At 41.4% G+C, this 14,469-nt stretch carries 19 protein-coding genes and 1 pseudogene; 4 read left to right on the top strand and 16 right to left on the bottom strand.

The features are described 5' to 3' along the window. Positions 1–451 precede the first annotated feature (451 nt). Entirely contained in the window at positions 452–1,438 is a 987-nt protein-coding gene (locus FXV91_RS05200; RefSeq protein WP_229389094.1) for a cation diffusion facilitator family transporter, read from the top strand. 156 nt (positions 1,439–1,594) lie between these two features. Here FXV91_RS05200 and FXV91_RS05205 read toward each other — a convergent pair whose 3' ends face one another. Continuing rightward, entirely contained in the window at positions 1,595–1,837 is a 243-nt protein-coding gene (locus FXV91_RS05205) for an acylphosphatase (RefSeq protein ID WP_229389096.1), read from the bottom strand. 428 nt (positions 1,838–2,265) lie between these two features. Next, positions 2,266–3,153 carry a PrsW family intramembrane metalloprotease gene (locus FXV91_RS05210; RefSeq protein ID WP_229389098.1) on the bottom strand — a complete coding sequence of 296 codons (888 nt, stop codon included), beginning with the start codon at positions 3,151–3,153 and terminating at the stop codon, positions 2,266–2,268. 200 nt (positions 3,154–3,353) lie between these two features. On the opposite strand from FXV91_RS05210, the gene FXV91_RS05215 reads away from it, so the two are divergent. Then, positions 3,354–3,527: a hypothetical protein gene (locus FXV91_RS05215; protein WP_229389101.1), complete on the top strand. Its 174-nt coding sequence runs from the start codon at positions 3,354–3,356 to the stop codon at positions 3,525–3,527. A 147-nt stretch (positions 3,528–3,674) separates the two neighbouring features. Here FXV91_RS05215 and anfO read toward each other — a convergent pair whose 3' ends face one another. The 3 genes from anfO to FXV91_RS05230 form a co-directional block, all read right to left on the bottom strand. Further along, positions 3,675–4,301: a Fe-only nitrogenase accessory protein AnfO gene (gene anfO, locus FXV91_RS05220; protein WP_229389103.1), complete on the bottom strand. Its 627-nt coding sequence runs from the start codon at positions 4,299–4,301 to the stop codon at positions 3,675–3,677. Positions 4,302–4,654: 353 nt separating this feature from the next. Then, on the bottom strand, positions 4,655–5,164 hold the full coding sequence (locus FXV91_RS05225; protein WP_229389105.1) for a hypothetical protein: 510 nt from the start codon (positions 5,162–5,164) through the stop codon (positions 4,655–4,657). Positions 5,165–5,188: 24 nt separating this feature from the next. Then, on the bottom strand, positions 5,189–5,803 hold the full coding sequence (locus FXV91_RS05230; RefSeq protein WP_229389108.1) for a VTT domain-containing protein: 615 nt from the start codon (positions 5,801–5,803) through the stop codon (positions 5,189–5,191). Between the two features lie 237 nt (positions 5,804–6,040). On the opposite strand from FXV91_RS05230, the gene FXV91_RS20180 reads away from it, so the two are divergent. Together FXV91_RS20180 and FXV91_RS05240 are read left to right on the top strand one after the other, a co-directional pair. Further along, positions 6,041–6,232, top strand: a complete 192-nt coding sequence (locus tag FXV91_RS20180) for a hypothetical protein (protein WP_345945470.1) — start codon at positions 6,041–6,043, stop codon at positions 6,230–6,232. A 451-nt stretch (positions 6,233–6,683) separates the two neighbouring features. After that, entirely contained in the window at positions 6,684–7,073 is a 390-nt protein-coding gene (locus tag FXV91_RS05240) for a DUF2769 domain-containing protein (RefSeq protein WP_229389111.1), read from the top strand. Here the strand turns inward: FXV91_RS05240 and FXV91_RS05245 are convergent. The 11 genes and pseudogenes from FXV91_RS05245 to FXV91_RS05295 all read right to left on the bottom strand — a co-directional run bounded on the left by FXV91_RS05245 (position 7,070) and on the right by FXV91_RS05295 (position 14,459). Further along, entirely contained in the window at positions 7,070–7,366 is a 297-nt protein-coding gene (locus FXV91_RS05245) for a hypothetical protein (RefSeq protein WP_229389114.1), read from the bottom strand. The two genes, FXV91_RS05240 and FXV91_RS05245, sit on opposite strands and share 4 nt — an antisense overlap. A gap of 328 nt (positions 7,367–7,694) precedes the next feature. Next, positions 7,695–7,799: pseudogene (locus tag FXV91_RS05250) on the bottom strand (IS701 family transposase); the annotation flags it as partial. Positions 7,800–7,985: 186 nt separating this feature from the next. Beyond that, on the bottom strand, positions 7,986–8,735 hold the full coding sequence (locus FXV91_RS05255) for a transposase (RefSeq protein WP_229389117.1): 750 nt from the start codon (positions 8,733–8,735) through the stop codon (positions 7,986–7,988). Positions 8,736–8,907: 172 nt separating this feature from the next. Then, entirely contained in the window at positions 8,908–9,318 is a 411-nt protein-coding gene (locus tag FXV91_RS05260) for a RidA family protein (RefSeq protein WP_229389119.1), read from the bottom strand. An 8-nt stretch (positions 9,319–9,326) separates the two neighbouring features. After that, positions 9,327–9,860, bottom strand: a complete 534-nt coding sequence (locus FXV91_RS05265; RefSeq protein ID WP_229389122.1) for a VOC family protein — start codon at positions 9,858–9,860, stop codon at positions 9,327–9,329. Between the two features lie 120 nt (positions 9,861–9,980). Then, positions 9,981–10,553, bottom strand: coding sequence for a dihydrofolate reductase family protein (locus FXV91_RS05270; protein WP_229389125.1), 573 nt, complete (start codon positions 10,551–10,553; stop codon positions 9,981–9,983). A gap of 58 nt (positions 10,554–10,611) precedes the next feature. Further along, the gene (locus tag FXV91_RS05275; RefSeq protein WP_345945474.1) at positions 10,612–11,139 is read right to left on the bottom strand and encodes a DUF1579 family protein; all 528 of its coding nucleotides are present in this window, start codon (positions 11,137–11,139) and stop codon (positions 10,612–10,614) included. A gap of 112 nt (positions 11,140–11,251) precedes the next feature. Next, positions 11,252–12,580 carry an alpha/beta fold hydrolase gene (locus tag FXV91_RS05280; RefSeq protein WP_229389130.1) on the bottom strand — a complete coding sequence of 443 codons (1,329 nt, stop codon included), beginning with the start codon at positions 12,578–12,580 and terminating at the stop codon, positions 11,252–11,254. Between the two features lie 19 nt (positions 12,581–12,599). After that, positions 12,600–13,376 carry a VOC family protein gene (locus tag FXV91_RS05285; RefSeq protein ID WP_229389133.1) on the bottom strand — a complete coding sequence of 259 codons (777 nt, stop codon included), beginning with the start codon at positions 13,374–13,376 and terminating at the stop codon, positions 12,600–12,602. 10 nt (positions 13,377–13,386) lie between these two features. Further along, a complete protein-coding gene (locus tag FXV91_RS05290; protein ID WP_229389136.1) occupies positions 13,387–13,878 on the bottom strand; it encodes an SRPBCC family protein in 492 nt (163 codons plus the stop codon). Then, a complete protein-coding gene (locus FXV91_RS05295; RefSeq protein WP_229389139.1) occupies positions 13,875–14,459 on the bottom strand; it encodes a dihydrofolate reductase family protein in 585 nt (194 codons plus the stop codon). Before FXV91_RS05295 ends, FXV91_RS05290 begins: the two co-directional genes overlap by 4 nt. Positions 14,460–14,469: the final 10 nt, after the last annotated feature.

Below are 14,469 nucleotides of genomic sequence, written 5' to 3' on the forward strand. Positions count from 1 at the left end.
AGTAATGCCATTCATATTTACCCCGAATAGCATCAACAGATTTCTCAAACAGATTTTTCATAGACTGCCAGAAAAGAGAAAAAGTTGATGAAGTAATAAAAATAATCAAAATAACTGAAGATTAACATAAATGAATTCGATAGCTTTACTATATAAAGAAATATTTAATATAGATTATAGAGATATATTTATTATATATCCATTAAGCTCATCTTATTGATCCCATTGAGTTCATTTTATTGATCCCATCCCATTGAGTTCATTTTATTGATCCCATCCCATTGAGCTCATTTCATTGATCCCATTGAGCCCATCTTAAACTGTTTAACCTGAAACTGCTTGATCTGTACTTTAAATGGATTTAATGTATCTGAGTTTCTAGCGTATCCACTGCCACAGAGCAGGAAGAAGATCCGAGAATTTGATTCTCTTTAACGGAAGTGACCAAAAAATGGAATATGAAGAAAGGTTTGAGCAGGCTGTCCGGGTTACAGGCGTCGGGCTCTTCGTGAACCTCGGGCTGACTATTTTTAAATTATTTGCAGGCATTCTGGGCAATAGTGCGGCAATGGTCGCAGATGCTGTCCACTCTCTTTCGGATTTTCTGACTGATATTGTGGTGATCTTTGGCTTTAAAATCGCAAGAAAGCCTGTGGATGAAAGCCACAACTACGGGCACGGAAAAATTGAGACCCTCTCTGCAAGCCTTGTAGGACTCATACTTTTGGTGGTAGCAGGACAGATTTTGCTTTACGGGCTCAGGAAAACCCTGCTGTTCGTGGAAGGTGGAACCCTTGAGCAGCCTGCCCTTATTGCTCTTTATGCAGCCCTGCTTTCAGTAATCTCAAAAGAATTCATGTATCACTATACAATCCTGCAGGCCCGGAAAATCAACAGTATGGCTCTAACTGCGAATGCCTGGCACCACCGCTCTGATGCTTTTTCCTCACTATGCACCCTGGCCGGAATAGGAGCTGCAATCTTCCTGGGGGGAAAATGGGTTGTGCTCGACCCCCTTATGGCGATCTTCCTGAGTTTTATCATTCTTAAAGTTGCCCTGAAAATTTTCCGCAACAGCCTGAACGAACTCATAGAAGCCTCCCTTGATGAAAAGACCGAAGGCGAGATCAGGCAGATTATCCGAAAAACCGAAGGAGTAAAAGCCCTCTCAAATCTCAAAACCCGGAGAATAGGAAATAATATTGCCGTGGATATCCGCATTAAAGTTGACAATGCTCTCGATATAGGGGAAGCAAACCGAATTTCAATTCACGTGGAACATAACCTGAAAAAAGCCTTCGGACAATATACCTATGTCCTTGTGAAAGCCGAGCCCTATGAACGCGAACCCGCGGGAAATCCCGAGGAAGATCAAATTCCTGAACACACGGTAAATTCCAAAAAACATGAGATATGCCTTAGAAAGCAACCCGATTAAACAGGGCAAAAATAGTAGGGCAAAAAATACCTGATTAAACAGGGTAAAAAATATCTTATTAAATAAGGTAAAAATAAAAGGTTACGAAACTTATCTCAAGGGAAATAAAAGGTTACGAAACTTATCTCAAGGGAAATAAAAGGTTACGAAGCCTATTCAAGAAAGCTCGTACACGTTTCCCAGGGCCTCTTCAAAAGTTACATCAACGTGTTCCACGTGCGCAAAAGTCGGCCCTTTCCGAAGCTCTTTTATCAGGAGTTCTAGGGCTTCCCGCCTGCCTTCAGCTAGAACAAAAACCCTTCCGTCCCTGAGGTTTATGGGATTGCAGTCCACTCCAAAGCGATCGGCAGCATTTCTTGCAAACCTTCGAAAACCCACGCCCTGTACCCTTCCTGACACAAATATTTCCGCCCGCAAAGTTTCTCCAGAGGTCACAATTGGCTATTTTGAATAAGAACGATATATATCTATGGTTACTTCGGGAAGTAAGAGTAGACGGAAACTGGTTTTCAGGATAAATGAAAGAGATCTCTATAAGCAAAATAGAGAAATTTATTCATAACATTATTTTAATTAACATTATTTTAACTTGACATTATTTTAATTATTTAGTTGTAATTGTCTGGATTTGGTCTAGTTTTTTAAATTGAATAAATAATTATGCAGATAAAAAAATCGCCTGACTTTTCTAGCTAAGGCAATCTTGCCTCTGACTGTAGTGTGTATCGATACTCTTTACTTTATCCTGAAGCTCATCTGCATTGTAAAATTTACTTTTGATGCCCAGATATTCTTAGTGTGGAATCTCCCGCATTCCCCTTTCAAATTTATTTGGCCTTGGTTTCTGGTGGCAAAACAGCTTGTGACCTGACCGCTTCTCGCCAGCGCATCCAGAGTACATACAGTCCAATAAAACCAACTACACTCCAGGAGGTGATCACACTTAATCCCAAACCAATCACGGGAGTGAGAACCGGGGACAACCCGTTCCACATTGCGTGCAGAATGGAAACAAGCAGGTATGCGCCAATCACTCGCAGGTTGATTCGGAAGCAGCATTTCTCGCTTTCACGGAACAGTACACTGGCTAAAATCGCTGTCCAGGTCCCGTGTCCCAATGGGGAAAGCAGACCGCGAAGCAAGGTCACTTCCACTGCTACCGAAATGCTCCCCGAACTTATCAGGAAGGCAGTAAAAGCATAACCGGTGCTTTCCAGGGCCGCAAACCCCATCCCCACTGCCGCGCCCAGGATCAGCCCATCCATTTCCGAGATATACTGTCTGCGGCGTGCGATCACCAGTACACCCAGGATTTTAGCAAATTCTTCAATGAGCCCTACTGCTAGAGCCTCACCAAGATCAAACCGAATGTTAAATAATGGTCCCAGAAAAGAAGTGGCGATAATACTTACTAGCCCACCGTACAGGAAAGCCAGGGAAACAGTCGGCATTTTCAGGCGACTAAAATACCTGCGCTCGTATAAGAATGCTACGTAGGCAACAGGGACCGTAAAGTTGCCAACCATCACCAGGCTGGGAAACAGGTTGGGATTGCCCGTCAGCATCAACGCCACCAGTAAGAGAATATAGAAAACTGTTGCGGATATTAAAACTTTTAGCCAGGTATTCCGCCGGGTAGCCGGTTTAGACGATTGACCTTTCACCGGGCTATCTATAATCTCCTCTCGATCCAATATCCCTGAATTATCTTCCAAAATGCGCCTCCTGGTGTAAACAATTTACATCGAGCTCAGCATCAACTCAGGACGGTATAGATAAGTGTAATATAAAGCTGAAGACGGATAAACCAGAGTTCCCTGCCTACCTCAATATTGTCTCAATTGCCCCACGCAAAGACTCCCTAGCCCATCAGAGCTTTGAACTGGATGTTTTCAAGCGATTGCCACAGCTTATTTTGACTACTGACTCAAAGACTCCAGACTCAAAGACTCCAGACTCAAAGACTCCAGACTTAAAGACTCCTGACACAAAATATCATCGACTTGCTCGGCCCGAGATGGTTGAATTGCTCGCACCCAAAAAGTGGATCGATAATTGCCTGCACGTCCCCAATATATCCTTAAATTAAGCTTAAGCCCTATGCAGACAAGGGTCTTGACTCATACCAATTAAGGGAGCCTCAAAACGTCATCCCCAGGTTACAGGTAATATTATGGTTGGGGCTTTAAATACTATACTTCTGATGGTATTCCACTAATTCCGCATCCAACAAGTCTTAAAAAGTTTGCATACGCACTATTCTAACGGTCTTCCTATTCAGCGATTCATTCAAAGTTTCATATTCAAACCCCAGGGTGCCTAAATCTGTGACAAACCACTTTGGAGTATGACTGCAAATAACATCCAGCCTGTTGAATTCTCCGTTTTTCAGATAGGGGATCATAATTTTCTTTGAAGTCAACTCCGGATTCTTTGAAAGGATTTTCTCCATATTAAGAGAAAAATCACCTTTATTCACACCGGGTTCCAGAAATTGCATGATATCGAATTTGGCGGGTTCTTTCTGCCGTTCCTCAATTGCCTCAAGCATTTCTTTTTTGACCGAATCAAGAACATCTAGCACGCTATTTTCCACAATGAATATATCAAAGCCTGCTGCTTGAAAAATGCCGGAAGCTATCCCGGGGATTTCACTTGCAACAATTACTTTTACATCATCAAGCTGTTTTATGGTATCCGCTACAGCTATGCGTACCGCAGCCATGCCCTTTGCATTGCAAACTTTATTTTCAAAACGGTTCAGGACTTTCCATTCCTTGCCGTCTTCATATGTTGTAATGAACCCTGGTTCGAATATTGAACTAGTTTGCCATTTATCGTTTTCTACAACTGCAATTTTCAAGGTGCGTCCTCCTTTAGTGTTGAAATTTATAATAATCTCAGGTGTGATTAAAGCAACTTTTCGCCATAGGAACTATCTGCTCGATTTGCATAAACTCGGTGAGATTCATTCTACAACCACAGAGGAATATATCTTTCGCCGGATTGGTGATACCAGGAAGCCGCTAAAGAGGTTAGTGGCTGGAAAAATGAGAGAATTTCTAAGATAACGCTAGAAAAAAAGGTTCATGGGCATTATCTCAATATTTAGAATATTTCAATATTTAGAATATTTCAATATTTAGAATATTTCAATATTTAGAATATTTCAATATTTAGAATATTTCAATATTCAGAATTGATGTAATAAAGTAATTATTTTCCTGAAATATACCATCTCAACTTCCTTACAATTTCTGTTCCACGTGTACGTAATTCTTTGATATTTTCCTGGTATACAAAAGCTGCCGGCACTAACAGTAATGGGACAGTTGCTGCAGCTTTAGCGCCTTCTGAAACAGGCAAAGCAGCTAAAAAGCTCGCTCCGGTAACACCATAAATAGGAACTATAGGAAACAGCATAGCTAAACCAAATGCTCTCCTGAAATGAATACCTAATTTTAAAGCCAGAAAACCATTGGACCCTATTACCAGACCAATGCCGATACTGGGCCCTATAGTCCGAAACGGATTATATGATGGTCCAATATAAAGTCCAAAATCGATGCCAAAAAAGGAAAAGAGCCCGTTGAATTGATTCCTTTCTTGATTGGAGTTCCCTCCAAGGCCTGATAGAACTACACCTATATCCAGTTGTAGAGGCCCTCTCCCTGTTTCCCTTCCACCCAATATGTTAACCATTATGTTATTACTTTCTCTGCTCAATAATATAATTTACCTATCTTCCGATCAGAAAAAGCTGTATCCAAGCATTACAAGCTCCAGGAAAACGAATATCAGTATAAATTTACCAAGAACTAATGGGAGGACCATTTTTCGAATCGGGAAAGATGTTACTCCAAGAAAAATTGAAATTGCATCGCTTGGGAGTGGCGTGAGAGAATAGAAGAAAATTAGCAAAATAATTTTGTTATCACTGTACTTTTTAGTCCATTTTATCAAGCGAACAATAATGCCTTCATATTTTTCCGGAACGCACTGGCTACCTGTTTTAGAGAAATAATAAACTACCAGATCCCCGGAAAGAAGACCAACGCTTGCAAGCAAAGAAACCCAGACCAGGTTAACTCCGCCAAAGGATATTGCAACCAGGGATGTATAGAACAAAGTGGTAGTAAATACGGATACACCAACGATAATTGCAAGTAAAAAGACAAAAATGTAAACGTTATGTATGCCCAGCATTGCGACTATCTGTTCAGGAGTATAGAAATTAAGAAGAATTGACCATAATACTATGAAAAGGGCAATCAAAACAAAAATTAGCCTGCTTTTTTTTCGGTCAAAATTGCAATATCCGGATATTGCATCTTGCTTCGACAAATCGGGTTCCCTAACTACCATCTCCCCTTGAGGTAATGGTAAGAAGGTTGTATTATTATATTTTAATTTCCGGAAATCGAAATTAGAATAAAAACTTATCTTAAGGATATGTTTATTCGAATCTACTTTGAAAATGATTGAGACTTTTAGAGAGGCCGCTTTTAATAGGACTTACACACTTGAGGTATAAATTCAAGTACAGTAAACATCGTGGATTAAATTTACGTTTTAAATGTTTGTCGGTTTGGTGTTTCGATTATGAAAACCCTGGAGTTTATGGGGCTGCAGTCAACTCCAAAGCGATCGGCAGCATTTCTTGCAAACCTTCGAAAACTCACCCCCTGTACCCTTCCTGATACAAGTACTCCCGCCCTTACAATTTCTCCAGAAATCACAATTACCTATTTTGATCTATGGTTATTTCTGCTGACAAAATTAGACGGAAACTGATTTTCGGGATAAAAGAAAAAGATGTCATATATAAGGAAAATTGAGTAATTTTTTCTTAACATTATATTTATTAATTAGCTGTAAATTTAAACATTGCCTGACTTTTTGATATGTCAAATACGATCTCGCTTAAAACTTATCTGTCGACTCAGGATAAAGAAGGTAAGGAAACTATTTTTAACCCGATATAGAGGCTCTCTGGAAATTATAAGAAGCCTTTTAGGTTTCTTTCCTTGGTGAACTTCCTGTAAAATGCCTGCAAATATCTGGGAAATATGAATGAAGAGGAAGAATCTCCGTTTTCTAGAATAAATTGAAAACAATTGTTTAGTTAAGTTCTTTTAAGGGCTCTTTGACTGCCCAGATTGATAATTATGCAAAGATTTTTATTAATAGAAACAAATTATAAAAAGAGATTGTTAATTGGAGTATCAATTTTGGGGATTACAATATGGGAAGAGGTACATCAACCGAAGAAAAGGGCTCTATAACACCTGGAGACAGAAACAGAACTTCTGAAAAATGTACAGATTTTATAGTTCCTTACCTGGGGGAAAACATTAGTAGATGTAAATGCCCGCAGTGTCCGGTCCAGGCTGACAGTCCGTGCGCACAGGATAAAATTAAAAGTTCAAGAGAAGCAATGGAATATATGCCCGCAGGAGACGTCCCGAATCCAGAGTATATCCCGGGGGTATATTGCTCAGAAGATAGGTTCCGATGTAAAGACCTTAACTTTGACAGACAATGCATTTGTGACTCATGTGATGTCTGGAAAGAGTATGACCTCAAAAATGCAGATCCGAATAATCACTTCTGCCAGCACGGCAGAGCAACTTAATTTATTGAGGATAATAGCCGTCTATTTTTTACCATAAACCCAAGTGAAAATATAACCTGCCATCTGATCAGTCCATTAGGTGCTTTCTTCATGAGTCGCCTGAAGTAAGGGATACCGACCTTCTTATAGTGCCAAAGGGCATTACCGACTTTTTTGCGATGAATTCCAGTTATCTTTTCAACATCTAAACTTGTGAATATTTGATTTGGCATGGAAAGGCCGACATCGGCAATTATGAATTTTAAAAAATTCTGTTTGCAATAATATCCAGACTGATATTCCTTTACATCCATGTATTAAATGCTCCAAAAAACCTCATCAATTTTTCGCTTGCGGTTTTCATACATGGGGATATCAAGAGCCAGGAATATGTAAGTTATTACCGTGTTATGATATTAAGATGAATATTCATCTTACGTTTGCTATCAGTATTTTATATATATAGGACTTACGCATTTGCCTGCTTTGCAGGCAACTTTTTCATTTTCTCAATTTTTAAACTAAAGTATAGATTGGCTTTCTTATAAATTGATTAACAGCGTTTCTAGTAATGTTCCATTTCGTTTCAAACCATGTAATGCCTGTTGTTATTCTTTGAATTTCAAATCTTAGAAATGCTCTTATTGCCATCATAATATGTGCTCTCTGCACACTATTTTTTCTTGCTTGACAGCGTTCTACTCCACAAAACTGTTTTATTCCTCTATGGTATTCTTCAATCTTCCAAGCTTTCTTTGCTAGCTCTTTCCTTTTTTCTTTCTGCATATCCAGTAAGAACCTATCCGAAAAGTAAAATAATCGCAATACAAGCTAATGTGCTGTAAAAACAAAACGAAAAACTGGACACAACTACGAGAATATGATAAGAAAAAATAGGATTATGCTTCTGTGTTCATTTCCACATAACAATGTTCAGAGTAGTAGGACTTTTCGGATAAGCTCTAAATCTGTAGCCCAGTATTGCGTGTCTCCGTCCTCGGAAACTATCCGAAATACCTTAATAAAGCCGTACTCTTTCAGATGGACCGTCATACCTTGTGGTGGAATAGTTAACAATTCAATTGCTTTATTACCTGTATTATCTGGGTTAACTAACCGGTTTTTCTTCAACCTTGTTAACCAATGCCATCCTTTTTTCCTGATTGCTTTGAGATTCTTTATGCTGGAATACCAGGTATCAAACAGAACAAATTCGGGTTTAAAACCACGTTCTTCCGCCCTGTTTAACATGTCAAGGAAGTGATCATTTTTTGTTTTTCCGTCAGTATCTATATCGTAAATTCTAAARTCAACAGGGATTATAGCATCATTATAGGTCCAGACAACGGTTTCAAGATTGATGCCATTTACAATCTGATGATGTTTACCACTCCATTGCCTGTGAACAAGATCTATACGTTTGGAATAAGGTTTATCGAGAACAGTATCATCGATAATAAGAAATCCAGTGTCAGGAGTGACAAGATCCTTAACTTCTTCCCATAAAGCCTCCGTATCCGGAGGCTGCCTTAAAAGAAGGAGAGTAAAAGAGTCATGAGATGGACTATTCGAGTCTATAAAACTACACTTAGAAGCTTCAGTACAGCTAAATACGCGCGAAGAARCAATGAGAAAGTTGATGTAATCAAGTTCAGTACATTTAGGCGGATTTATTGCATTCAACTCAAAGATTTTTTTTTTGAATATATTTCTACTATTATATTGAAAACAATATTATTTTAATGTAATCTACAGAAAACAATTCAACTGCGTAAGTCCTATAATGTTAATTTCTCTGACTATTCCCATCAGGTATTCGCATAATCCGTACGCTCATTCCCTATATTTGTGGTCATCATTGAGGTACAACGGCAATAGCGTCCATTTCTACCAGGAAATCCGGGTTTGCCAATCCCGATACAAAGACCATGGTAATGGCTGGTGGATCAGATCTTTGACCCCATAATTGCTGGAATGCTTCAAATGCCGGCTGAAGAGGTTGTCCCTGGACTACATACACATTCCATTTGACGATATGCTCCAGTTCAGCACCGCCAGCTTGCAGTGCCGTTTGCAGATTGGCTAAAACCTGTTCCGTCTGCTTTTTGATGTCGCCTTTTCCGACGATTGCGCCGGAAGCGTCTACTGCGTCCTGTCCCCCGATGTAAATTGTCTTCATCTGACCGGTTACGACAATTACGTTGGTAAACGCCGGATTCCTGGGTAACCCATCGGGATTTATATACAAAACCTGTCCTTCCTGCATGTGTTCCTTCACCGTCCTTCATATGCCCGCTTCAGAGCTTCGATGTCGTATTTTTTCATTCCATAAATTGCAATAATAACCCTATTTGATTTTTCAGGGTCAGGATCATTAAGCATTTCGTCTGCAATAGCAGGTGCAATCTGCCACGAAACGCCATATTTGTCTTTAAGCCAGCCGCATTGGCTTTTCTCCCCGCCTTCAGACAGCTTTTCCCAGAGCCAGTCTATTTCCTCCTGGCTCTCGCATCTAACGTACAGCGACATACCCTCACAGAAATTGAAAAAGTCCCCCCCATTAACCGCTTCAATTTCATGTCCATTGAGCAGGAATCTAACGGTTCTTACGCCGCCTGTAGGTCCGGGTCGAATGTCCTCGGGTAAGTATGAAAGAGCCGCAAGTTCTTCTTTGCTATAGCGAGTAATACTCAGAATTTTTGAATTTTCAAATATAGCAGAGAAAATCGAAACGTAGAAATTCACCGCCTCTTCGGCCTGGCGGTTGAAGGTCAAACACGGTGTTATTTTCTGAGTACTTGCTTTCATAGGGTCTTCTCCCCATCAGACTGCTTCTTGAAATTTTGCATATTTTAACTACCCCTAAAATTACACAACTTTGTTCTATAATCATTCGCTTCTCTGATCTGTAGAATAAGGTACCCCTTTTTAAGTTTCATAGTGAAGCAAAACGTTTCCGGATTTGAACTTTTTTGTTTCTAAAAGCTTAAGATTTAATTTTTTGACATCCTTAAACAGCGGTTTTCCTGTTCCCAAAACAACCGGAGTTACCGCCAACAAATATTCATCAATTAATCCTTCATCTGCAAGCTGCTGTACAATTGTGCCACTGCCAAATAACAGGATATCAGAACCTTTTTCTCGTTTTAACCTGCTTACCTCTCCTATGACATTACCTTTAACCAGTCTGGTATTCTGCCAGGAAACTTCTTTTAAGGTCTTTGAAAAAACCACTTTGGTCATTTGATTTAATTCGTTGGCAATAACCCGTGCTTCTTCGGGAGATTCTGGATCAGCAGCTACCTTTGGCCAAAAACTTTCAAACAGCTGATATGTCACTCTGCCAAGCAAAACCGTGTCGGGTGAATCCATGCCGGGTTCCCCCATTTCATGTAACGCTTTGTCAAGTTCATGGTCTGCTATGAACCAATCGATTTCTCCGTTAGGACCAGCAAAAAAGCCGTCAACAGAAATTCGATTAAACATAATAATTTTTCTCATAATTCCTGTCCCCATTCTCCCAGAACTGTTCTCATCCGGGTTTCAATCAACGAGCGATTTATTTTATCCGGGTTCCGACAAAATCGTAAGCTACGTTTCCGGGATTTTCTTTGCCCGGGTTCGGTCTCCAGCCGCCAGAGAAGGTATTGCAGTCTTCGCTTATTTTTCCCGTCATTTTTGCCCCTCCTGCAAGATCCGTTGTAATCGTGACGTTCTTGCCCCGGACATCATATTTGTATGGGATGGGAATCCCTGCCAGATTGGAATAGACAAGTGAGGGGAAGGCATCGCTCTCCGGATCGTAGTAAATGAGTTCCAGGCTCTGGATTTTCATGTCCATGAAGTCAGCCTCGAAGTTCTGTTTTAGAAAGAACCCTCCAGGTAGCCACTCAAAAGTAGTCAGTGCAGATACGTTGTCGACTTTAGAGTCAAGCGTGTGACCTTTTATACTCCACGTACCGACCAATTCATCCAGGCGCTTGAGTGCGGAATCAGGTTCAGGTTGCTGTTCTAACTGCGTGTTGTTGTTTGAAATGATAATTTCTCCTTCTTTTTTATTTACTACTATACTTCGAAAATTATGAATTCTTGATCTGCAGACTCGTTAATAAATTTAGTAATTATGCAGCCGATAAGTTGTATTCTTGATCTGCAGACTCGTTAATAAATTTAGTAATTATGCAGCCGATAAGTTGTATTCACTCAACCTCAGGCATGCGTGAGTCAAGGAACGCCGTAACAAAGGCAGCCAGCGAGGGAAAGGAGAGAATATTGTAATGCGTTACGCCCGGCAGAATAGCGAGCTGCGCTGTTGGCCGTTTGGAACCATCGAGGCCGGCATCCCTTTGACCACCGCCAAATAATGCGAAGAACTCAGTTATATGATCAATACGGACGGCGTCCGCATCCCCAAAAACGATCATCATAGGCGACCGAATCGAAGCCACGTCCTTCGACCAGTCATAGTCCTGCCTGATCAGGTCACCTAGTTTAGTAAAGAGCACTTCCCAGTCGGTGTCGGGATAGAACTGGTAGAGCAGGGTCTGATTCATTGCTTTTGCAGTCTCGGGACCCATCTGCGCCATAAGCTCCTGAACCTCGGGGTACCATCCATTCTGCTTAACAGGAGCTGAGATAATCACAAGTTTGCGAACTAGGTCAGGGTGGCGGATGGCTGTCTGCAGAGCTACGCCTGCGCCAAGAGAGTAGCCCATGATATCGGCTCTTTCGATGTCGAGGTGCTTCGTCAACGCCGCGATATCGTCAGCCATCGACTCGAAGCTGAGCGGCCGGTCGATGTCAGCCGTCCTCCCGTGAGCCTGCAAATGGACTGCAACGACCTGCCTGTTTTCTGCGAGTATTGGCAGGATCGGACCAAACATTTCGCTCGCACCAACACCGCCATGAAGCAGGATCAGTGGTTTGCCAGTTCCATGTATCTCATAATAAATGTTGAGACCGTTAACGAAAGCATAGTTGCCTGTGGCTTCTCTATCCGGGTGTTCAGGCTTTTTTTCCCTGTTTTTTGAGGTGGAACCGGTATCAAACGGGTGTGCCATGAGATCTTTCACTCTGGTTAACTTCACCTCCATCCAGGGTGACCAGTTCGAGCCATCACTTAACCGCTCCCAGCTGGCCGTTATAATATTATTGTTGTCGCTGAACGTAACCGTGGAGCGCTCCGATTCTCCAATGAATATCCAGTCACCGTTACGTACAATCGCCTGAGATGTACCGGAATTGCCCTTGTTGTCAAAATAGCGCATTGGATAGATATTGCTCGAAGCATCATAGCCGATGATTTCAACGGACTTGACCTCCTCGTCTCCCATACGCACATCCACGCGGTGAATAAGGAAAAACCCGCCGGGCAGCCACTCATAGATATCCGTTCCAATTATCTTAACGGCAGGGTTAGACGGTGTTGCTCTAAGCTGGCCTTCCGTGTTCCACTTGCCGACAAAGACATTCAAGCACTTGAGTGCTAGATCTGGCTCGGGTGGCTTCTGTGTATTGTTCTTATTCATATTCTATTATCCTTTCAGATTATTGTCCCTCATATGCCTGCTTTAATTTTTTTATATCAATTTTATCCATCTGAAGCATAACTTTCATAACTCTTTGTGATTTTTTAGAGTCAGGATCATTTAACAGCTCGCCCAAAAAGGTTGGTACAATTTGCCATGACATGCCGTATTTATCTTTAAGCCAGCCGATTCTTTGTTTTTCTCCGCCCTCGGAGAGCTTCTCCCATAGATCATCTACTTCCTCTTGGGCCTCGCAGCTCACAAACAAAGATATGGCTTCAGCGAAGGTGAACTGTGGACCGCCGTTTAACGCAATGAATTCCTGTCCGTCGAGCTGGAATGTCACGAACATTGCCGTTCCTTTCTGTCCGGGCCCTGCTTCTCCATAGTGCGTAATGCTAACAGCCTTTGAATTTTCAAAAACTGATGTATAAAAATTCATTGCCTCCTCAGCTTTACCATCGAACAACAAGCATGAGGTGATTTTTTGCATATGTGTCTCCCGGTTGCCTTTAGTTACGCGAGTCGTAGTATACTCGTAGCCACCCGTTTTACCATCGCCTTCCAGCCATTGCCAGCGGCCTTTAATGGTATTTCCATCCTTGCTGAACGTCCCCCGGCTAAAATTGTCCGAACCTTTGTCTCCGAACCAGTAATACAGGGTATCGCCTTCGAGGTCGTAGGTATATGTAAAATTACCACCGTTAATTTCCATTAAATGCGAACGCAGTGTCCGGGTATCTTCGTCAAAGCCGGTATATTCGATGCCCTTATGCCTTTTGCCATCATAAATCAAATCTTAACTTTTATTTTTTCATCTTTTCCAATAGCTCATCGAGACGGTCATACGAATCATTAACCCCTTCTTCCATGCCTGACTGGAGCATCCCGTCACGATCCTCAACCGTCTGGAAGACAGATTGAGATGTTAATTTTGTCCTGTCACCCGGCAATGCTTCAAATCTCGCTGTTTCGAGGATGACATGCCCTTTTTCCGGAAGCCCTTCAAATTCAAATGTGCCAATAATTCGTTCAGGTGCTAAGACTTCATGATTCACACCATGAAATGCATACTCATTGCCATCCGGGTCTTTTTGGATGTAGCGCCATGAACCTCCGTTTCTTGGCTCAAATGTCTCAAGCGTCATTACAAGTTCACGAGGCCCAAGCCATTGTGCATAAAGCTTCGGGTCGGTAAATGCTTTAAACACAATCTCACGCGGTGAATCAAATTCCCTTTCAATGATAATCTCCTGTTTCCCAGGTTCAGCTGTAATCTTAGTAAGCTTATTTGTCATGCTTTAATCGCCTCCTTTGAGTCAGACTGATAGTGAAGCAGAAAGACGCCGTTGCTGAACGCCTTTGTTCTTATAAGCTTCATCTTATGCCTGTCATTCAGGTCTTTGAACAGGGACTTTCCTCTGCCCAAGACGACAGGATTAACAAAAAGGTAATATTCGTCAATTAAACCAAGATTCATGAAAGCTGACACAATGCTACCACTACCGTATATCACCATGTTTTTTCCGGGCTGCTTTTTCATTTTAAGAATTTCTTCCGGTGTAATTTCTTTAACTAGCCTCACATTGTTCCATTTTCCCCACTCAACTTTCTTAAGCGCCCTTGAAAAAACAATTTTGGGTAAATTATTCATCTTGTCAATGATTATTGGGTCTTCCGTAGGCGGAGAAGCGGATGGCCAGTAACTTGCCATTAGTTCATAGGTTACCCGTCCGAATAGAAGCGTGTCCGCGGTACTTATCAGATCGATGGCAGATTGCGCCATTTCTTCATTCCAGAAAAACCAGTCTATCTCCCCATCCTGTCCCGCAAAGTAGCCATCGAGCGTTATCATTTCCGAGGCAATTATTCTTTTCACTTTTCTCCCC

The organism is Methanosarcina sp. DH2 (genome assembly GCF_020804225.1).
In the GTDB taxonomy this organism is placed as follows: domain Archaea; phylum Halobacteriota; class Methanosarcinia; order Methanosarcinales; family Methanosarcinaceae; genus Methanosarcina.

What these genes read in the sequence shown, in the direction of transcription:
- FXV91_RS05200 (WP_229389094.1), top strand. Translation starts at nt 452, where the DNA reads ATGGAATATGAAGAAAGGTTTGAGCAGGCTGTCCGGGTTACAGGCGTC.
- FXV91_RS05230 (WP_229389108.1), bottom strand. Translation starts at nt 5,803, where the DNA reads ATGGTAGTTAGGGAACCCGATTTGTCGAAGCAAGATGCAATATCCGGA.
- FXV91_RS20180 (WP_345945470.1), top strand. Translation starts at nt 6,041, where the DNA reads ATGAAAACCCTGGAGTTTATGGGGCTGCAGTCAACTCCAAAGCGATCG.
- FXV91_RS05240 (WP_229389111.1), top strand. Translation starts at nt 6,684, where the DNA reads ATGGGAAGAGGTACATCAACCGAAGAAAAGGGCTCTATAACACCTGGA.
- FXV91_RS05245 (WP_229389114.1), bottom strand. Translation starts at nt 7,366, where the DNA reads ATGGATGTAAAGGAATATCAGTCTGGATATTATTGCAAACAGAATTTT.
- FXV91_RS05260 (WP_229389119.1), bottom strand. Translation starts at nt 9,318, where the DNA reads ATGCAGGAAGGACAGGTTTTGTATATAAATCCCGATGGGTTACCCAGG.
- FXV91_RS05265 (WP_229389122.1), bottom strand. Translation starts at nt 9,860, where the DNA reads ATGAAAGCAAGTACTCAGAAAATAACACCGTGTTTGACCTTCAACCGC.
- FXV91_RS05270 (WP_229389125.1), bottom strand. Translation starts at nt 10,553, where the DNA reads ATGAGAAAAATTATTATGTTTAATCGAATTTCTGTTGACGGCTTTTTT.
- FXV91_RS05280 (WP_229389130.1), bottom strand. Translation starts at nt 12,580, where the DNA reads ATGAATAAGAACAATACACAGAAGCCACCCGAGCCAGATCTAGCACTC.
- FXV91_RS05290 (WP_229389136.1), bottom strand. Translation starts at nt 13,878, where the DNA reads ATGACAAATAAGCTTACTAAGATTACAGCTGAACCTGGGAAACAGGAG.